The sequence below is a fragment of the Aegicerativicinus sediminis genome (assembly GCF_015476115.1).
GTDB lineage: Bacteria > Bacteroidota > Bacteroidia > Flavobacteriales > Flavobacteriaceae > Aegicerativicinus > Aegicerativicinus sediminis.
The window spans coordinates 853,757-872,453 of record NZ_CP064295.1 but is presented as its reverse complement, the minus strand read 5'-3'; the positions used below and the strand labels follow the sequence as shown (position 1 = coordinate 872,453).

18 protein-coding genes and 1 tRNA gene are annotated in these 18,697 nt (G+C 36.9%); 7 read left to right on the top strand and 12 right to left on the bottom strand.

What is annotated here, in order from left to right; genetic code table 11:
- Positions 1-77: 77 nt before the first annotated feature.
- From pth to ISU00_RS03835, 3 genes are all read right to left on the bottom strand, one after another.
- Positions 78-644 carry an aminoacyl-tRNA hydrolase gene (gene pth / locus ISU00_RS03845; RefSeq protein WP_228852722.1) on the bottom strand — a complete coding sequence of 189 codons (567 nt, stop codon included), beginning with the start codon at positions 642-644 and terminating at the stop codon, positions 78-80.
- 141 nt (positions 645-785) lie between these two features.
- Positions 786-1,445 carry a 50S ribosomal protein L25/general stress protein Ctc gene (locus ISU00_RS03840; RefSeq protein ID WP_228852721.1) on the bottom strand — a complete coding sequence of 220 codons (660 nt, stop codon included), beginning with the start codon at positions 1,443-1,445 and terminating at the stop codon, positions 786-788.
- Between the two features lie 31 nt (positions 1,446-1,476).
- Positions 1,477-2,421: a ribose-phosphate pyrophosphokinase gene (locus ISU00_RS03835; RefSeq protein ID WP_228852720.1), complete on the bottom strand. Its 945-nt coding sequence runs from the start codon at positions 2,419-2,421 to the stop codon at positions 1,477-1,479.
- 143 nt (positions 2,422-2,564) lie between these two features.
- On the opposite strand from ISU00_RS03835, the gene ISU00_RS03830 reads away from it, so the two are divergent.
- Positions 2,565-2,648: transfer RNA gene (locus ISU00_RS03830), tRNA-Leu, on the top strand.
- Positions 2,649-2,729: 81 nt separating this feature from the next.
- Here ISU00_RS03830 and ISU00_RS03825 read toward each other — a convergent pair.
- The 4 genes from ISU00_RS03825 to ISU00_RS03810 all read right to left on the bottom strand — a co-directional run bounded on the left by ISU00_RS03825 (position 2,730) and on the right by ISU00_RS03810 (position 5,959).
- Positions 2,730-3,485, bottom strand: a complete 756-nt coding sequence (locus ISU00_RS03825; protein WP_228852719.1) for a class I SAM-dependent methyltransferase — start codon at positions 3,483-3,485, stop codon at positions 2,730-2,732.
- Between the two features lie 34 nt (positions 3,486-3,519).
- On the bottom strand, positions 3,520-4,398 hold the full coding sequence (locus tag ISU00_RS03820) for an alpha/beta fold hydrolase (RefSeq protein WP_228852718.1): 879 nt from the start codon (positions 4,396-4,398) through the stop codon (positions 3,520-3,522).
- Between the two features lie 61 nt (positions 4,399-4,459).
- Positions 4,460-5,278 (bottom strand): alpha/beta hydrolase, encoded by an 819-nt coding sequence (locus ISU00_RS03815; protein WP_228852717.1) that lies wholly within the window; start codon positions 5,276-5,278, stop codon positions 4,460-4,462.
- Positions 5,279-5,308: 30 nt separating this feature from the next.
- A complete protein-coding gene (locus ISU00_RS03810; RefSeq protein ID WP_228852716.1) occupies positions 5,309-5,959 on the bottom strand; it encodes an ATP-binding cassette domain-containing protein in 651 nt (216 codons plus the stop codon).
- A gap of 372 nt (positions 5,960-6,331) precedes the next feature.
- Between ISU00_RS03810 and ISU00_RS03805 the strand changes: the two genes are divergently transcribed.
- The 5 genes from ISU00_RS03805 (at position 6,332) to ISU00_RS03785 (ending at position 13,421) form a co-directional block, all read left to right on the top strand.
- Positions 6,332-9,346: a DNA polymerase III subunit alpha gene (locus ISU00_RS03805; protein ID WP_228852715.1), complete on the top strand. Its 3,015-nt coding sequence runs from the start codon at positions 6,332-6,334 to the stop codon at positions 9,344-9,346.
- On the top strand, positions 9,346-10,563 hold the full coding sequence (gene dinB, locus ISU00_RS03800) for a DNA polymerase IV (protein WP_228852714.1): 1,218 nt from the start codon (positions 9,346-9,348) through the stop codon (positions 10,561-10,563). The genes ISU00_RS03805 and dinB overlap by 1 nt, the downstream gene beginning before the upstream one ends.
- 61 nt (positions 10,564-10,624) lie before the next feature.
- A complete protein-coding gene (locus ISU00_RS03795; RefSeq protein WP_228852713.1) occupies positions 10,625-11,212 on the top strand; it encodes a HupE/UreJ family protein in 588 nt (195 codons plus the stop codon).
- A gap of 175 nt (positions 11,213-11,387) precedes the next feature.
- Positions 11,388-11,819 (top strand): deoxycytidylate deaminase, encoded by a 432-nt coding sequence (locus ISU00_RS03790; RefSeq protein WP_228852712.1) that lies wholly within the window; start codon positions 11,388-11,390, stop codon positions 11,817-11,819.
- A 3-nt stretch (positions 11,820-11,822) separates the two neighbouring features.
- The gene (locus ISU00_RS03785; protein WP_228852711.1) at positions 11,823-13,421 is read left to right on the top strand and encodes a S41 family peptidase; all 1,599 of its coding nucleotides are present in this window, start codon (positions 11,823-11,825) and stop codon (positions 13,419-13,421) included.
- A 1-nt stretch (position 13,422) separates the two neighbouring features.
- Here ISU00_RS03785 and ISU00_RS03780 read toward each other — a convergent pair whose 3' ends face one another.
- From ISU00_RS03780 to ISU00_RS03770, 3 genes are read right to left on the bottom strand one after another with little or no spacing between them, the layout of a single operon-like run.
- The gene (locus ISU00_RS03780; RefSeq protein WP_228853711.1) at positions 13,423-14,031 is read right to left on the bottom strand and encodes an FAD-dependent oxidoreductase; all 609 of its coding nucleotides are present in this window, start codon (positions 14,029-14,031) and stop codon (positions 13,423-13,425) included.
- Complete coding sequence (locus tag ISU00_RS03775) at positions 14,031-14,231, bottom strand: hypothetical protein (protein ID WP_228852710.1); 201 nt, start codon at positions 14,229-14,231, stop codon at positions 14,031-14,033. The genes ISU00_RS03780 and ISU00_RS03775 overlap by 1 nt, the downstream gene beginning before the upstream one ends.
- A 3-nt stretch (positions 14,232-14,234) precedes the next feature.
- A complete protein-coding gene (locus ISU00_RS03770; protein WP_228852709.1) occupies positions 14,235-14,822 on the bottom strand; it encodes a MarC family protein in 588 nt (195 codons plus the stop codon).
- Between the two features lie 122 nt (positions 14,823-14,944).
- Here ISU00_RS03770 and ISU00_RS03765 point away from each other — a divergent pair, with 122 nt between their 5' ends.
- Positions 14,945-15,520 carry a DUF3109 family protein gene (locus ISU00_RS03765; protein WP_228852708.1) on the top strand — a complete coding sequence of 192 codons (576 nt, stop codon included), beginning with the start codon at positions 14,945-14,947 and terminating at the stop codon, positions 15,518-15,520.
- Here the strand turns inward: ISU00_RS03765 and ISU00_RS03760 are convergent.
- Entirely contained in the window at positions 15,517-17,490 is a 1,974-nt protein-coding gene (locus ISU00_RS03760; RefSeq protein ID WP_228852707.1) for a tetratricopeptide repeat-containing sensor histidine kinase, read from the bottom strand. The two genes, ISU00_RS03765 and ISU00_RS03760, sit on opposite strands and share 4 nt — an antisense overlap.
- Entirely contained in the window at positions 17,491-18,225 is a 735-nt protein-coding gene (locus tag ISU00_RS03755; protein WP_228852706.1) for a LytR/AlgR family response regulator transcription factor, read from the bottom strand.
- Between the last annotated feature and the right edge of the window lie 472 nt (positions 18,226-18,697).

Genomic DNA, 18,697 nt, shown 5'->3' with positions numbered 1-18,697 from the left:
AGTTCAATTTAATGGGTGTAGCAAGTTAGTAATTAATCTGAGATTATAAACACTGCTCTCAAAACACATAAATTGGTTTAAGTGCCGTTATATTCGTTCATGGTACGATTTAAGCCGCTTAGAACAAAAGAAATGACCAAATCGGAAACTTTATTCAATCTTTCTGGGAGATTAGTTAGTTCTTCTTCGGTCCATTCGCCAAGTACGTAATTTACTTGATTTCCCTTATTGAATTCATTGCCAATGCCAAAGCGACAACGATTGTAGTTAACTGTTCCTAATTTGTCTTGAAGATCTTTTAAGCCATTATGGCCACCATCGCTACCTTTACCTTTAAGACGAATAGTTCCAAAGGGTAGATTGAGATCGTCTGTGATGATTAATAAATGTTCTAAGGGTATGTTCTCCTTTTGCATCCAATAGGTTACAGCCTTGCCACTCAGATTCATATAGGTGCTAGGTTTTAAAAGGATAATTTGCCTGCCTTTAACTTTGAAGGTTGCTATATCCCCTAATTTAGCAGTTTGGAAGATTGCGTCATTTTTATCCGCCAAACGCTCAACTGCTTTAAAACCGATATTATGTCTTGTTTCTGAATATTCCGAGCCAATGTTTCCTAGGCCAACGATGAGATATTTTTTCATAGAAATTTCAACTTCAGTGATTTTGGGCCTTCTATTAAATAGTTTGGCAAGAATTTGCACGACACGTATCATGCCATAAAACTAAAAAAGCATTCTGATCTAAAAGATGCAGAATGCTTTATTTTTTAGTTTGATCTTTAATTAAGATTCAGATGAAGTCGCTTCAGTTGCTTCTGCAGTTCCTTCAGCCCCTTCAGCTGTTGCTGCTTCTGCGCCTTCTTCTAATTCTTCTTCCTCATCAATTTCGGTCATTATGGCTGCCCTAGCACGTTTCACCTGGCAAACTACCGTATTCTCGGTGTGCATAATTTTGAAATTTTCTTGAGGCAAATCAGTTACATACAATTTGCCACCAATTTTTAAAGGAGTAATATCTGCCTCCAAATAATCTGGAAGATATTTTGGAAGTGCTTTTACTCTTAACTTTCTGTTGTTTCTTCTTAAGACACCACCGTTTAATACACCCTTAGATGTACCTATAATATGAACAGGTATTTCCATCATTATTGGTTTGTCTTCGAACAATTGGTAGAAATCGATATGAAGAATTTTGTCAGTTACAGGGTGAAATTGAATATCCTGTAAAACAGCGTCAAATTTATCATTACCTAATGCAATAACAACCGTGTGCGCGTCTGGCGTATATACAAGGTTGGAGAATGCAAGTTCAGGTGCTGAAAAATGTACTGGCTTGTCACCTCCGTATAATACGCAAGGAACCTCTCCAGCATTACGTAGGGCCTTAGTTGCCTTTTTGCCCACGCTTTCTCTTTTAGATCCGTCGATTGTAATTGATTTCATAAAAAATATATAGTGTTAAAAATATTTCGGGTTACATTATAAATTTTGATGCGATTGACCGATTGTAATGCACGTTATGCATTACATCAGCAAATAATTCCGCACAACTTAAAACGCGAATTTTAGAACTCTCTCTTTTTAGTGGAATTGAATCTGTAACGATTAGTTCTTCCAATTGGGAATTTTCAAGTCGCTCATATGCTTTTCCAGATAAGATTGGATGCGTACAGATAGCGCGTACACTGAGTGCCCCACGATCCATCATTAAATCTGCTGCTTTTGTAAGGGTCCCGGCAGTATCTACCAAGTCATCAACAAGTACCACATTTTTCCCGGTTACATCTCCAATCAATTCCATATGTGAAATTATATTGGCTTTTTCCCTTTGTTTATAACAAATAACCACATCGCTCTCTAAACTCTTAGAATAGGCATAGGCTCTTTTAGAACCACCCATATCTGGTGATGCAATGGTTAAATTTTCAAGGTTTAAACTTTTCAAATAAGGTAAAAAGATGGTTGAAGCAAAAAGGTGATCTACTGGTTTTTCAAAGAATCCTTGAATCTGGTCGGCATGCAGGTCCATTGTAATAATACGTGTGGCGCCAGCCGCTTCAAGCATTTTTGCTACTAATTTAGCTGCAATTGGCACCCTAGGTTTGTCCTTTCTGTCTTGTCTGGCCCAACCAAAGTATGGAAGAACCGCGGTAATGTGTCTTGCAGATGCTCTTTTAGCTGCATCTATCATCAACAACATTTCCATAAGATTTTCAGGCCCTGGATTTGTAGATCCTATAATAAAAATACGGGTACCTCTAATAGATTCTTCATAAGAAGGTTGAAACTCACCGTCGCTGTATGTTGAGGTAATTACATTGCCTAGTTTAGTGCCAAAATGTTTGGCAATTTTTTCAGCCAATGCCATACTTTGTGTACATCCAAAAATCTTAGCTTCGGTAACGACTACCTGAGACATAATTAGAGACTTGTTTTATAGGATTTTAACCCCTTCCGTTTAACAGGCTGCAAATTTAGGAATTTATTTTTAGTGGAATAGTAAAATTGCCTAGTTTTTAATTGCCGTGAATAAGAATTTTATTAGTTTTGCAGTCCAAAATTGCCTTGGTGGCGGAATTGGTAGACGCGCTGGATTCAAAATCCAGTGATAGCAATATCGTGTGGGTTCGATTCCCACCCAAGGTACAAGAATCCCTTTTTGATTTATGTTCAAAAAGGGATTTTAGTTTATGGCCCTCTTTGAATTGGATACCATCCATTTTTGATTTATGGCTTAATCGCCCGAGTACCTATAAATGCTGGGAAATAGGCGTCCATAGGATTATCTCCTCCCCAATCATCTTCAAACATATGGGTTATATGAAAACCAGCCTGCAATTGTCCGCCGATCTGGTCAGTAAGGCTATGACCGAAAACCAATGCTTCTTTATTTTTAATTAGTTCTTCCAACTCTTCTTTTGGAAGAGAATCAATATCAGAAAAGGGTTGTTTATATATAAGGCTTAAATTTTTTTCATGAAGTTGAAACGCTAGGGGGTTCATTAAACCAGTCATTAGAATTCCGTTTGGTTTAAGAACTCTGAAGCATTCCTTCCAGATAGGTAAAATAGTATCAACGAATAAAACAGAACAGGGGTTGAAAACCAAATCGAAGCAACCATCTTCAAATACAGACAAATCTCTCATATCTCCTTGGATGGTTTTTATACCAAGATTGTTTTGTTTGCTTATGGTCTCGTCCTGCTTCAATTGTTTTTCAGAATTATCGAATATGGTAACATCTGCTCCCAATATTGCCAATATTGGGCCTTGCTGGCCACCTCCAGAAGCTAGGCCAAGAATTTTTAACCCCTTCAATTTCGGGAACCAATTGTGAGGTACTGTCTTCTTTGGTGTCAAAACAATTCCCCATTTGCCAAGTTTTGCCTGTTCTAATTCCTGTTCTGATACAGGAACAGTCCATCGATCCTTTTTTTCTACATAACGATCCCAAGCTGAACTATTGTGTTTTCTGATATCCATATTTAGGTTTTTGAAGCTTAGTTTATAAGTATGTTTAGGGTAAAATTTCTAAAAATTGTTCAATTTCAGAAAAATAAACGTTTGGCGCATCTAACCATCCGTAATGTAGGGAATTGTTTAAAATAACCAATTTAGAATTCTGAAATGTATGTTGTGCGACACTGGCCACTTCTATAGAAACAATATCTTCATCCCCATGTAAAATTAAAACAGGTCTTACAAATGATTTTAGCATATTTTTCACATCGAAATTTATGGCGTTTAGATTAGACCAAACGATACGATTTATTCTCATATCAGATTGGGCAAGTCGCATTGCCACTGTAGATACGTGCGCTTCGTCTTTTACATAAGCTTTCGCAAACAATTTGTAATATATTTTTGAAATGCTTTCGTCGTTTGGGAATTGATTTCGTTTTGTGCGGTAATAATCTAAACTATCTCTTTCCGTTGGTGTTAAATGTTGTGTGAAATTGGTTCCGGCTGAATTTAAAAGCGACAAATCCAAACCTCCAGAAGAACTGAGGATTATACCTTTCACAGGATCGGGATATTTGGAAACATAATAGCTTCCCAACATTCCTCCAAAGGAATGGCCGAAAATTATCCAATCTTTTATAGAATGGTGTTGGCGTAATGTTTCAATGTCCTTAACCATAAGATCCATGGTAATGGTGGTTTCATCAGCTATATCTAATGTGCTCCCTCCAGTTCCTCTTTGGTCAAACAATATAGCCATGTACCCCATTTCAGCTAACTTTTTAGCTAGGGGTTGAAAACCGTTGCTATTAAAACCTGGTCCACCGTTTATGATAAGTATTGGATCTCCTTTGCCATATGTTGTATAATGTAGTTTTCCTCCCTCAATAGGGATAGTTTGGCTTTTTTGAGAAAGGCATAGGGATGTAGACAAAAACAGAAAAATAAATTGCAGGAATTGTAAAGGTTTTTTAAAAATCCCCATGACTAAAATTCTAATTATTAGAAATTCTATGAATTTCCTTCAGAAGTAAGGGAAATGCGGGTTCGGCCATACCTCCATGATTGTAACCATCAAGCTCAAATAAGGCAGTGTCTTGGTGGCCTGCTTCTTTCATCATTCGCCACATATAGGCATTTTCCTCATAACGCCCTAATAATTCTAAATTTCGATCTCCAGTTATCAGTAATAAAGGGGGAGCGTCTTTGCGCACATAATATAAAGGTGCCAAACTATCAATAATGGGTTGAGTGCCTTTTATACCACGTTCTTGCCTTACGGTAAAATGAGTAATGGTATGTCCGCTAAATGGAATGAGGCCGGCAATGTTATCTGCATCAATATTATGTTTTTCTAACCATCGTTTATCGAGACCAATCATACTGGCTAAATAGCCTCCAGCTGAATGACCTGACACAAATATTTTTGAAACGCTTCCGCCATAGTTTTCAATATTTTTAAATGCCCAAGCTACAGCTGCCGCTGCATCTTCAATATATTTCGGAGCTTTCACCTTTGGATATAATCGATAATTTACACTGATAACTGCAATGCCCTTGTTTTTTAGTGATTCTGGAATAAACTTTTCGCCTCCACTTAATCCACCACCATGAAACCAAACCACAACTGGGAAACCTTGAATATTGGTTGGGTAATAAAGATCTAGTACACACCTGCTGGCAATATAGCCATCTGTTTTTGAAATATCCTCTGTATAATAATTGATGTTTTCTAATGTTTTGTAAAGAATTTCTTGACTATAGCCACTTAATTGAATTCCAAGGAATAAGATCCATATGGTTAGCTTTTTCATTTTCTGAAATGTTAGGATGCAAAGGTTAAATTAAGGCAAATATCCTAATTCTTGTAATTCGGCCTTAGTCTTAATGGGTTTTGTATAGCCTTGGTTAATCAATATCAATTTTGTTGCTACATCCAACACATTTTGGTAGTCATGGTCTGATATTATAATTCCTTTTTCGGCTGATTTGGCTATTATAATGCCTTTAATATCTGAAATTAAAATGGGCGAAAGGCCATTAAACGGTTCATCGAGTAAAATGAATGGCGCTATAGAATGACAGAAAAGAGCAATTTCCAAAAAGCGTTTCTCGCCCCAAGAAAGTTGTTTCACCGTTCTGCCTTGCAGTTCTTGTACTTTCTTCAATTTTACTAGTGAAGTGATATCTGCTTGTTTTTTCCAAAGTTTTAAGATCGTTTCAACCTTTAATTGTTGTGGTAAGCAACTTTGCTGTGGCAAATAGTTGATTAACTGTTTTGTGTTTCCTTTCTGGATGATATGTTCGTTGATCCTTACGTATTTGGTTGGTGCAGGCTCGCTTCCATAAATGATTTTCATTAAGGTAGATTTGCCCGAACCATTTCTTCCAAAAAGAGCAATTATTTCTCCCTGTCTACAGTTTAGGTGAACATCCGTTAATATTCTGCGATTGTCATATTCTTTAGTAACGCTATCTACATGAAGTTCATTCATAGCATCAAGATTAGGATAGCTGCCAAGGACGATGTTAGCATGCTGTAGAGATAGAGTTTTAGTTTAGACCATCCCAAATTATAGTAGAAATAATAGGTGTTCGGGCTGCGCATATCGTAAAGTAAATACTGCGCCAAAGGAGTTAATGGTGGGATGCAAAATGCAGACAACCGTAATATGTTTAAAGAGCCAAAAGATCCCAATGCACCAATAAGAATAGATATCCCTATGACCGTAAGGAAAATGTTCTTGTAAAAGGTGAAGAATTGAAGGGTCTTTTCGATGCTTTTTTTGGTAAAAATACTAATTCCTGTTAGAGTTAAACTACAAAATATAGCAATATAAGCTATAATATGTAGTTAATTTTGCTGTATGTTTCTCAACGTCCATACATATTTCAGCCTTCGTTATGGTACCATAGCTCCTAAAGACCTGCTAAAACACATGCAAAAATTAGGTGTTAAAATGATGGCTGTCACAGACATAAATACTACAACAGCCTGTCTAGATGTTATGCGAATGTCTGATTCTTATGGTGTTAAAGTAGTTCTTGGAGTTGATTTTAGGAATGGGCCTCAGCAGCAGTTTGTGGCATTGGCCAAGAACAATGAAGGATTTTATAATATCAACCACTATCTCTCTTCGTTTTTAGAACACCCACCGTTTGTTATACCAGAAAGGAGCCATGTTTTGAAGGATACTTTTGTCATTTACCCTTTTAAACATTTTCCTATTTCAGACTTGGGGCGATTGGCCGAGAATGAGTATGTGGGGGTAAGCATCAAAGATCTTAAGACTTTGAAATTTTCCCGTTATGCGAAGCGGTGTTCAAAATTGGTGATGCTACATACAGTAAGTTTTGTAGATAAATCGGGTTTTAACACACACCGTTTACTACGCGCCATCGATAATAATGTGTTGTTGAGTAAGTTGCCAAAATCTGAAGAAGCCGATCCTTCACACGAATTACTGTCTATGGATGACCTGCTTAATTATTTCTCTGAATACCCAAATATTATTGAGAATACGAGATTTATTCTGAGCGAATGTCATGTAAACTTCGATTTTGACCAAAAGACTCCGAAAAACCAAAACAGCTATACGGGCAGTACGGATTTAGATTTCAGGTTGCTTAAAAAGCTTGCCTATGATGGGTTAAAATACCGCTATAAAAATCCAGGAGAGGTTATTTATGCCCGTTTAGGAAAGGAATTGGATGTTATTCGCCAAATGGGTTTTATTTCTTATTTCCTCATTAATTGGAAAATATTGAAGTATGCCCGTAGTAAGGGCTATTTTTATGTTGGCCGTGGTAGTGGGGCCAACAGTATTGTGGCTTATCTGTTGAGGATTACCGATGTAGATCCGGTGGAACTCGATCTATATTTTGAACGTTTCATCAATCTTTATCGCACCAATCCACCCGATTTCGATTTAGATTTTTCGTGGACGGATAGGGATGATATCACCAACTTCATTTTTAAGAATTTTAAGCATACTGCCCTTATCACCGTTTATAATACGTTTAAATACAAGGCGTCCGTTAGAGAATTAGGTAAGGTTTTTGGCTTGCCAAAACACGAAATAGATAAGCTTTGTGGCAACCAATACGATCCGCACAAACTAGATAAGCTTTCACAATTGGTGTTGGTTTATAGTCAACGCATTCAAGGGTTTCCAAACTATTTGGGCATACATGCTGGAGGGATCCTTATTTCAGAAAAACCTATACACTATTATACAGCAACCTTTATGCCGCCCAAAGGTTTCCCGACCACGCAGATAGATATGGTGATTGCTGAAGATATAGGTCTTTATAAATTTGATATTCTCAGTCAGCGTGGCTTGGGAAAAATAAAGGATGCTGTGGCGATAGCAGCACGCAACCACCCTGAAGATCCGCCCATTGACATCCATGATATTGCCAGTTTTAAGGAAGATCCTGTCATCAATGATATGATAAAAAATGCAGATGCCATTGGTTGTTTTTATGTGGAATCGCCGGCCATGCGGATGTTGCTTAAAAAGTTGCAGGTAGATGATTATATCGGTTTAGTAGCGGCAAGTTCGGTGATCAGGCCTGGGGTTTCTAAGTTTGGTATGCGCGACTATATCAAACGTAGCCGTTTTCCTGAAAAGCGTAAAGAGGCACACCCTGTATTGTTAGATATTATGCCAGAAACTTATGGTGTTATGGTCTATCAAGAAGATGTTATTAAAGTGGCACATATTTTTGGAGGATTAAGTTTGGCAGAAGCTGATGTATTGCGGAGGGGAATGTCTGGAAAATTCCGTTCTCGCGAAGAGTTTTTAAAAGTAAAACAACAGTTTTTCGATAATTGTAAGCGCGATGGTAAAAAGGCAGGTATTGCACAAGAGGTATGGGACCAAATAGAAAGTTTTGCCGGTTATGCCTTTGCCAAAGGACATTCGGCTTCTTATGCCGTGGAAAGTTACCAAAGTTTGTTTTTGAAAGCGTATTATCCATTGGAATATATGGTGGCTACCATTAACAATTTGGGGGGGTTTTACCGTACTGAATTGTATGTGCACGAGGCACGTATGAAAGGAGCGACTATAGAGCCGCCTTGTATAAATCGCAGTTTTTATGAAACTACTATTTATGGGAAGGATATCTATTTGGGGTTTATGTTCCTACATAATTTTGAGGGACAGACCGCACAAAAATTAGTGGAGGAACGCTATAAGCATGGAACATTTTCAGACTTAGACGATTTTTTGGAGCGTGTACCCATTTCATTAGAGCAGATAAGTATTCTCATTAAAATAGATGCATTCAGATTTACGGGTGTCAACAAACGTGAATTATTATGGCAATCGTACATGAAGATTCAGAAAATAACTTTGTCAGATCCCGAACAGCTCCTGTTTAAACCAAAACCTGTTTCTTATCAGCTTCCTGAATTGACCTGTACCAAGGAAGAGGCTGCCTTCGACCAGATTGAATTGTTAGGGTACCCACTCTGCAATCCATTCGATTTACTTCTAGATTCTTCAGATAATGGCTTGCGTGCAAAAATGCTAGAAAAATTAGTTGGAAAAATTGCGTCTATCGATGGTTATCTCATTACGGCTAAGAATACCCGTACAGCTAAGGGTGTACGCATGTATTTTGGCACGTTTATAGACAGGGATGGCGATTTCGTGGATACGGTTCATTTTCCTATTTCAGCTTCCCAATATCCTTTTAGGGGAAATGGTGTCTACCGAATAGAAGGTAAGGTAATGGAAGAGTTTGATTGTATTTCAATTGAAGTTTCTAAAATGGAGCGCCTCGCCTTGATGGAAGATCCGCGCTATGCTAATGGATCTAAGAAAGGATACCATTTCAAATCGAATAAAAATTTAGAAAAGCTACGTGTGTGATGAGTGCAAATAGGGCTATTTTACATATGGATTTAGATACTTTTTTTGTGTCTTGTGAGCGTCTTTTAGACCGTCGACTTGTAGATAAGCCCGTATTGATTGGTGGCATTACAGACAGGGGGGTAGTGGCTTCTTGCAGTTATGAGGCTCGTAAGTTTGGGATACATTCTGCCATGCCGATGCGTATGGCGCGACAGCTTTGTCCAGAAGCTATTGTTGTAAGGGGTAATTCGGGGATCTATTCAAAATACTCCGATTTGGTTACGGATGTGATAAAAGAGAATGTGCCTTTGTATGAAAAGACTTCCATAGACGAATTTTATGCCGATCTCAGCGGGATGGATAAATTTTTTGGGTGTTATAAATTGGCTTCAGAATTGCGCTCTAAGATAATGCGAGAAACAGGCCTGCCAATTTCATTTGGACTTTCAACTAATAAAACGGTTTCAAAAATTGCCACTGGGGAAGCCAAGCCCAATAATGAACTCCAAATTTTGGAGGGAACTGAAAAGCCTTTCCTCTCGCCATTATCGGTACGCAAAATTCCGATGGTTGGGGAGGTCACTTACCGTTCTCTTTGTGATTTAGGCATCAAACGCATAAAAACTGTACAAGAAATGCCAATGCAGTTAATGCAAAAGGTGTTTGGAAAAAACGGGGAGGTTATTTGGAAGAAAGCCAATGGTATTGATAATAGCCCAGTTGTTCAGTATCATGAACGAAAATCTATTTCCACAGAGCGCACCTTCGATAGAGACACTACTGATATTCGGAAATTGGAGGGCATCATTACCGCCATGACTGAAAATCTTATTTATCAATTGAGGCGTGGCAATAAGCTGACCGCTTGTGTTACTTTCAAAATAAGGTATACCGATTTTCAAACCTATACCATGCAAAAGAGAATTCCATACAGTTCGGCAGACCATAAGATTCTCCCAGTGGTTATGGAATTATACAACAAACTATACAACCGACGTTTGTTGGTGCGATTAGTAGGTGTTCGTTTTAGTCATTTGGTAGAAGGCGGTCACCAAATAGATCTTTTTGATGACAACGATAAAATCATCAATCTCTATCAGGCGATGGATCGTATGCGCGAACGTTATGGAGATAGGGCTGTTATAAAAGCCTCGGGTATGTCAGCAAAAAGTATAAGCCGTTGGAATCCATTTACGGGTGAACCCCCACCTTTATTGGCTAATCGCAGACAGTGACCTGAAACTTGGCTTAAAACATTAATAATTGTACATTTGGCCAACCCAAATTGAAACACAAATGATGGAAGACATTTGGTCTCATGTACAGAAGGGCATTTTTCACGTGCTCAACCTAGAAGCCTACGACCACATACTGTTCTTGATTGTACTTACCGTCCCCTTTCTATTCAATAAATGGAAAAGAGTCTTAGCTCTTATTAGTTTATTTTCTTTGGGACATGGAATTTCTTTGGCGTTGGCTACCTATGGTATCGTTAAAGTCAATCAAAGCTTGGTGGAATTCCTAATTGGCATGACAATATTGGTAGTGGCACTTTATAATGTCTTTACATCGGGTAAAAAACCCGAAAGTGAACGCATCGGTATCAGCTTAATTGCATCAATATTTTTTGGAATCGTACATGGGTTTGGCTTTGTAGGCCTATTTAATGGCTTGAATAATGGCAAACACCACAAGTTAATAGGTGTATTAGAGCATGTAATTGGAATAGAATTGGGGCAACTTATTTTGGCTTTCATTATATTATTCATCAGCTTTCTCTGTCAAACGATATTTAGATTTTCTAAAAGAGATTGGGTTTTAGTATGGTCATCGATTGTGATAGGTTTGCTTTTGCCTATGCTTTTAAGCAGTAATTATCTGTAAATGAAAGGAGAAAAGAGGTTAAAAATTTATAAAATTTTAACTTGAAGCGATTGAATATAAAATAGGAAGCCGTTATATTCGTTTAATTAACTGCGCAGGGGAAATTGAAGATGGTGTTGATTCTTAAATTTCATTCAAAAAATATCCGAAGCGCGAAGAATACCAACTAATTTAAATGACATATGAGAAGCAGCTGCGATACGACAAGGCTTATCTAAGAATTGCCCGAGAGTGGGGAAAATTGTCGCATTGCAAACGCAAACAAGTCGGCGCACTTATTGTAAAGGATAGGATGATCATTTCCGATGGTTACAATGGTACACCTACAGGTTTTGAAAACTATTGTGAAGATGAGGAAGGATACACTAAATGGTATGTCCTTCATGCAGAGGCCAACGCTATATTGAAAGTGGCATCATCAACGCAATCGTGTAAGGGAGCTACATTATACATAACTTTATCTCCCTGTAAGGAATGTAGTAAGCTTATCCATCAGGCAGGAGTTGTGAGGGTAGTTTACCAACAGGGATATAAAGATGATTCCGGCCTAAAATTTTTGAAAAAGGCGGGTATAGAATTGAAATTGATAGAAGACCTCGATGAATAATTAATGGCATTGAAGAAAAAATACATCCCTCTACTTACTGGCGTTGCAATTGCGACCGGAGTGTTTATTGGTGGAAAACTCAATTATGCGGATCGTTCTGATCGGCTTTTTTCATCCAATAGCAACAAGGATAAATTGAATCGCCTTATAGATTACATTGACTATGAATATGTTGATGATGTTAATACAGATAGTATTGTGGACGTCACCGTTAATGGTATTCTTGAAAATTTAGACCCCCATTCTACTTACATACCTAAAGAAGATTTAGCTCGGGTAACTGAGAACATGAAAGGAGATTTTATTGGTATAGGAATCAATTTTTATCCGTATCATGATTCAATCGCGGTAATTCGGCCAGTTGATGGCGGACCAAGTGAAAAGGCTGGCATTCTAGGTGGAGATCGCATCCTCATGGCAGACAATGATACTATTTATGGGAAAAAGTGGTCTAGCTCTGACGTGGTAAACAAATTGAAAGGAGAAAAGAATTCGGTTGTAAATCTAGTAGTCTACCGACCCTCAGAAAAAAGATATATAGACGTTTCAATAAAACGGACTAATATCCCTATTAAAAGTGTGGATGCCGCTTACATGTTAACAGATAAGTTGGGTTATATAAAAATTAATCGGTTTGCGGAATCTACTTATAAAGAATTCAAAAAAGCTTTGGGGAAATTACAGGATCAAGGCGCTACGAAACTAGCATTAGATTTAAGAGATAATCCTGGTGGTTTTGTTGGTGTTGCTGAACAAATTGCGGACGAATTTCTTGAAGACCATAAGTTGATTTTGTTCACCAAAAATAAGCATGGAAATATCGACAAAACTTATGCAACCCAATATGGTGATTTTGAGGAGGGAGAGGTATATGTTTTGATTAATGAAGGTTCCGCTTCTGCCAGTGAAATTATTGCAGGCGCATTACAAGATAATGATAAAGGAACTATTGTAGGAAGAAGATCTTATGGAAAAGGATTAGTACAACGCGAAATGGCTCTTGGTGATGGCAGTGCAGTTAGGTTGACAGTATCAAGGTATTATACGCCGACAGGTAGGTCCATTCAACGGCCTTATGAAAATGGCCATAGCGAAGATTATTACGAAGATTATTATAAGCGCTTAGGGAATGGTGAATTGAGTAATGCTGAAAATATTGAAGTTGCGGATTCTCTCAAATTTGTAACTCCAATGGGAAAAGTTGTTTATGGAGGCGGAGGTATTATACCAGATATATTTGTACCGCTAGATTCTTCTAGGCAAAATGAAACCATTAATTATATTAGAAGAAGAGGTTATATCAATTATTTTGTTTTTGAAGAATTAGATAAAGACCGAAGTGTGTATAGTGGAGTTAACGAGGATGATTTTTTGAATCACTATAGAGTAAGTGACGATATCGTTTTACGATTCCAGGATTATATCAATAAACGGGAACGTACCAATATTACGTTTGTGGCATACCATGAGGAAATGCGGCAATTGATTAAAGCTGCATTAGCACGCCAGCTCTATGGTGATGATGCAGCAGAAAGGCTTTTAAATGAAGACGATTTAATGATTGAGGAGGTAATTACTCTTAGCCAAAGCTTCAATAAATAATCTAAGTTTTATCGTGAATTTTTACATGTTGCCCTTGGTTCCAAAGGGTAAGTATATCAGTGGCAACATGGGCTCCACTGCCACATGCCATAGCATATTGGCTTCGCCACCCTGCTAAAGTACCTGCTACATAGAGACCTTCTGTAACTAAGTGATCATTGTTTTTCAACCAAACACGGTTTTTTTCGGACTTTGCTCTAGGGTGTGGGCCTAAGTAAATTTCAAGGCCATCAATAGTAAATGGTTGAGCATAGCCCACCGCCACAACTACAATTTTTGTGGTATAGGTATCCTTGTTGGAAATTAGCGTAAAAGATCCATCTTCATTTTTGGAAATTGTAATTACCCTTTCTTTTTCAATAATTTCAATTTGTGGATATAGGTTTCGAATTTGTTGCAAACCAGATTTTAAAATGTCCTTCCCTAAAGTTCCGGGTTCAAATCCAAGTACATTATTAAACAAAGCACTATCTAAATGAGAAGCTCGTTGGTGGGCCATGAGGGCAATCTTTTTGCCTTTGGCAAATTCCTTATTACCAGCTGAACCTAAAATAAGGGCACAGCTCATTCCAGAGGCTCCACCACCGATAATCATGGCATCGAATACCATCATTTATTTTTGGCTAAACGTTCAATCTTTTTTGAATATTTTAGAATCTGCAACAGTAGAATGGCACAAAGGGACGCTAAAATAGTGATGGCTGCCGTGTTACTTTCGGTTTGAAGTGGGTTATTCCAATCTATTTGAAATAGATTAAAAATGATTAGACCTAATGCTAAAATTTGAAGTATGATAATGAAAATTTTCATCTTTTATGCCAATTCTAATAGTTCCTTAATGTTAAAGGCAAATAATTTAACAGCAATTGCAAGTAATATTACGCCAAATACCTTGTGAATAATATTTATACCGTTTGCGCCTAATAAACGTTCGATCCGAGCTGAGGTCTTGAGCACGATATAGATAATTATAACGTTCAAAATAACCGCAACGATAATATTTTCAATGCTGAATTCAGCTCTGAGTGAAAGTAGGGTTGTAAGACTACCTGGTCCTGCAATCAAGGGGAAGGCTAAAGGAAATACAGATGCCGTCATTGGGGTTGTTTCGTCTTGTTTATAGATGCTAATCCCCAAAATCATTTCCAAGGCTATGAAAAAGATTACAAAAGCACCAGCCACCGCAAATGAATTTACACCTATGCCGATTAGATTCAAAATATTATTCCCCAAGAAAAGAAATATTATCATTAAAATACCTGCAATTATTGACGCTTTTTCACTCTGAATATGCCCAACTTTTTTTCTCAGATTAATAATAATTGGGATGTTGCCAATTATATCAATAACAGCGAACAATACCATAAAGGCGGTGAAAATTTCTTTAAAATTTAGGTTCATGTACCTCAATTAAATTTTTGCAAATGTCGGTATTTGTATGTGATTCCCTAATTAAATTATTGTAAAATTAAGGAACATTGGTGTTGGTTTGAAGCAACATTGAATTAACCTATATTTGCCCCATGTTTCAAATGGGAAAAACACTGGTTTCAGAAGATATTCTAGATAAGGAATTTGTCTGTAATCTTTCTGCCTGTAAAGGAGCTTGTTGTGTAGACGGTGACGCTGGGGCTCCATTAGAGGAATCTGAAACGCAGATATTAAAGGATATCTTCCCAATGGTAAGGCCTTACCTAAGAAAAGAAGGAATTCAATCAATAGAGAAACAAGGCCCTTTTGTAATTGGGGAGGATGGGGATTTTGAAACTCCCTTGGTTAATGGGGGAGAATGCGCCTATGTAATTTTCGATGCCAAAGGTGTAGCTCTTTGCGCCATTGAGGAGGCTTATAATAAGGGTGATATTGATTGGAAAAAACCTGTTTCATGTCATTTGTATCCCGTTCGTGTTAAAGAGTATTCCGAATTCTCAGCCGTTAACTACCACCGTTGGCCTATTTGTAATGATGCATGTAGTTTAGGTAAGGAATTGAAAGTTCCTGTTTACAAATTTGTAAAGGAAGCACTGATTCGGAAATTCGGTGAAAACTGGTATGCTGGATTAGAGGATGTTGCTAAAAAACGGCTTGAAAAGCGCTAAGCTGATTTTAGGACATTAGGTCTTAATGGGATAGATAGTTTAACCTGCGTCCCAATTGGTTTTCCGTTTTCGTCTTGCAGGTCTTCAATAATTAATTTATAGTCGTGAACGAAACTTTTAGAAAAATTTGCCAACCTTGCCTTGGTTATTGATAATCCAACTGACTTTCTATTGAGAAGCTTTTCTTGGTTAATTTCGGCAGAGCGTTTTCTTCCTATACCATTATCCGTAATAGTTATATCTACGAAATCATAATCTGATTGTCTTATCTCCAAGGAGATTTTTTTGTCCTCTTTTTTGGCGGAAAGGCCATGCCACAGAGCATTTTCTAAAAATGGTTGAAGAATTAAGGAAGGAACCTGTATGTTATTCGTATTCACATTGGGGTCGATATCTATTTTAAAATCGATATGATTGGAAAACCGGATATTTTCAATATTCATATAGAGCTGCATGGTTTCTAGCTCATCTTTCAATGGAATTGATTTTTCTGTGGTGGCGATTAAGATTTTTCTAATTAGTTTGGAAAATTTATTAAGGTAGTATACGGCATTTTCCTTTTCATTATTGATGATATATAGCTTTATGGAATTTAGGGAATTGAAGATGAAATGAGGATTCATTTGACTTCTTAGCATTTCCTGTTCCAAGGTAAGAATCTGTTTTTCTTGGTTAAGTTGGCGGTTTCTTAGGATAATAATTAAAATGGCGGCTATAATTACAATAGCAAATATGGTAAACCAAAATATGATATTATTGGTTTTAAGCTTCTGGCGTACCGCTTCATTCTCGGATGCTAATGCTTGTATCTCTCTATTTTTAACCTCATTTTCGAATTGTACGATTACATCATTAACATATTTCAAATTACGCTCATTATTGATGGTCTTGTCTGTTTCCGTTGCCTTTTGATAATAAAGCAAAGCATTTTGATAATCCCCTAATCGACTGTATAAATCTGATAAATGTTGACCGGCAGAGACGACATAAGATTTTAAATTATAGGTTTCAGCCATACTTAAGCCCTTAAGTAAATTTTCCTCCGCATCAGTGAAATCATCTAATTCTAAATTTACCCAACCATAGTTAATGTAACTAAGTGAGGTGTAAAATTTGTCATTGGCCTTAATTGCGAGTTTGAGAGCATCTTCGATATAAGATTCAGCCTCTTTGTAATTTCCTTTTTTAATATCTACCCTTCCAATACTATTGTAACATATAATTCTACCGATATTAGAATTAATCTGTTCGTTGTATGAGAGAGAAGTATGGTAATGTTCGAGTGCCCTTTCTAGAAAGCCCTGATATTCATAGGCATATCCAATGTTTTCATGATTTATTGCAAGGCCTAATTTGTTATCCATTTCTTCCTCAATTTCTAAGGATTGAGTGAATTGGGTTATGGCTAATTTGTATTGCTCAAGTGCTAAATAGATATTACCGATGCTATTTTGGGAAACGGCTATTTGAAATCTCAAATAGCGAGATGGGTTCTCGCTTAAATGTGCTAACTCCAAAGCCTTTGAATGGTAATCTAATGCAGGCTTCACTTCATCCATCCTCCTATAAGCCACACCAATCATATTAAGGCTATATACCTTCAATTCTAAATTATCTATTTCCTCCGCAATTTCTTCTGCTTTTTGATGAAACGTCATGGATTTTTGATAATACGATAGGTTTCTATAAAGTTCACCGAGCGCATTGAAGCCATAACCTTCGCCAAGCGGATACTGATCTTGTTGCGATTTTTCAATAAGTCTTTTAACTGCAACTGAATCTCTAGCGATGGGTCTGAAAATTGTGTCGAGTGTCCCGACATCAGAAGGTCTTTCATCCAAAACCCTTTTAATTATTACCTCCGTTTCAGATGTTTTTTGGTCTTGTGCTATTCCAAACTGATAACTAGCAAGTATAAAAGCAATAGTTAAAAGCTTGTTTAATTTTCTATAAGACTTAAGAATTTGCATTTAAAGTTTTTCCAAAAATTTAGATTTCCGTTGTCTTGCCACTGGAATCTTTTGATTGTTCGACAACAAAACATAGCCGTCATTCTTAACATAAGATCTTATTTTATTGAGGTTAACCACATAGGAATTGTGAATTCTAAAAAAATTACTTTCTGGTAGAAGACTATGGATTTCCTTAAGTTTTTTGGTAACCACAATTTTTGGTTGTTGTTCTATAAAAATGGTGCAATAATTCCCATCCGATTCGGCATATAGGATAGTGTCGGGATTCAAAAAATACATCTGCCCATCAGCGTTGATAACAATCTTTTTATGGTTTAATCGGTCATTAAATTCCGTTAAGATATTCTCCAATTTACTAGCATTATCAAGTCGATCTTTGTGTTTTTGTACTTTGTGTAGAGTGTCGTGAAGGTCGTCAGTGTCAATTGGTTTTAACAGATAATCAATGGCCTCATTTTTTAAGGCTTTCATTGCGTATTCGTTATAGGCAGTTGTGATTATTACAGCCATTTCATGTTCCCCTAATTTTTCCAAGAAACTGAAACCATCTATAGTTGGCATTTGGATGTCGAGAAAAAGACAGTCCGGCTGGTTAATACTTAGGTATTTTAAAGCTTCTTCTGGATCTGAAAAAGTTTTAACCACTTTAACGTGGTCACTATATTTTTTCAATTCCCATTCTAGGCCTAAAATTGCCTTTGGCTCATCATCTACTATAACAGCGCTTATCATGTGTTAAAGATAGTAATTCGGCGGTATTAGTGGTCCTAAGTGTAGTTAATTATTTTGGTAAGGCCGTTATGGTCAGAGGCTTAGTAAATGTTAAAACCTAATACCTGAATTCCAATCATACATAATTTAATACCAGTTATACAATGTATGTACTGTAAAGAAAGTTTTTCTTACATATTTGTGTAGGTTATTTTATTAATTTAAGTGATTTGTGGGGAGTCACTTTGAAAAGTAAATGCTATTAATCAACAAAAAAAGCCAGATATTCTCTGGCTTTTTTTTATTTCTACATTTTCTGTTTGGTAAAGAAAAATTTTATTCAAAATAGTAATTAACAAAATCATTTAACTTATTATAGACTCCCTAATAAACTCTTTATTTATAAGGTGTAAGATGGTTTTTAATAAGGGTATTCTTACGAAACTTCAATTTCCAGGATACATTATAAATATCTAAAAAACAATTAGTTAAC

Excerpts from the sequence above, each read along its gene's own strand:
- ISU00_RS03805 (WP_228852715.1), top strand. The coding sequence starts at position 6,332 with ATGTTTCTCAACGTCCATACATATTTCAGCCTTCGTTATGGTACCATA.
- ISU00_RS03775 (WP_228852710.1), bottom strand. The coding sequence starts at position 14,231 with ATGAAAATTTTCATTATCATACTTCAAATTTTAGCATTAGGTCTAATC.
- ISU00_RS03815 (WP_228852717.1), bottom strand. The coding sequence starts at position 5,278 with ATGAAAAAGCTAACCATATGGATCTTATTCCTTGGAATTCAATTAAGT.
- pth (WP_228852722.1), bottom strand. The coding sequence starts at position 644 with ATGAAAAAATATCTCATCGTTGGCCTAGGAAACATTGGCTCGGAATAT.
- ISU00_RS03765 (WP_228852708.1), top strand. The coding sequence starts at position 14,945 with ATGTTTCAAATGGGAAAAACACTGGTTTCAGAAGATATTCTAGATAAG.
- ISU00_RS03755 (WP_228852706.1), bottom strand. The coding sequence starts at position 18,225 with ATGATAAGCGCTGTTATAGTAGATGATGAGCCAAAGGCAATTTTAGGC.
- ISU00_RS03780 (WP_228853711.1), bottom strand. The coding sequence starts at position 14,031 with ATGGTATTCGATGCCATGATTATCGGTGGTGGAGCCTCTGGAATGAGC.
- ISU00_RS03810 (WP_228852716.1), bottom strand. The coding sequence starts at position 5,959 with ATGAATGAACTTCATGTAGATAGCGTTACTAAAGAATATGACAATCGC.
- ISU00_RS03795 (WP_228852713.1), top strand. The coding sequence starts at position 10,625 with ATGATGGAAGACATTTGGTCTCATGTACAGAAGGGCATTTTTCACGTG.
- ISU00_RS03785 (WP_228852711.1), top strand. The coding sequence starts at position 11,823 with ATGGCATTGAAGAAAAAATACATCCCTCTACTTACTGGCGTTGCAATT.
- ISU00_RS03840 (WP_228852721.1), bottom strand. The coding sequence starts at position 1,445 with ATGAAATCAATTACAATCGACGGATCTAAAAGAGAAAGCGTGGGCAAA.
- ISU00_RS03790 (WP_228852712.1), top strand. The coding sequence starts at position 11,388 with ATGACATATGAGAAGCAGCTGCGATACGACAAGGCTTATCTAAGAATT.
- ISU00_RS03770 (WP_228852709.1), bottom strand. The coding sequence starts at position 14,822 with ATGAACCTAAATTTTAAAGAAATTTTCACCGCCTTTATGGTATTGTTC.
- ISU00_RS03835 (WP_228852720.1), bottom strand. The coding sequence starts at position 2,421 with ATGTCTCAGGTAGTCGTTACCGAAGCTAAGATTTTTGGATGTACACAA.
- dinB (WP_228852714.1), top strand. The coding sequence starts at position 9,346 with ATGAGTGCAAATAGGGCTATTTTACATATGGATTTAGATACTTTTTTT.
- ISU00_RS03760 (WP_228852707.1), bottom strand. The coding sequence starts at position 17,490 with ATGCAAATTCTTAAGTCTTATAGAAAATTAAACAAGCTTTTAACTATT.
- ISU00_RS03825 (WP_228852719.1), bottom strand. The coding sequence starts at position 3,485 with ATGGATATCAGAAAACACAATAGTTCAGCTTGGGATCGTTATGTAGAA.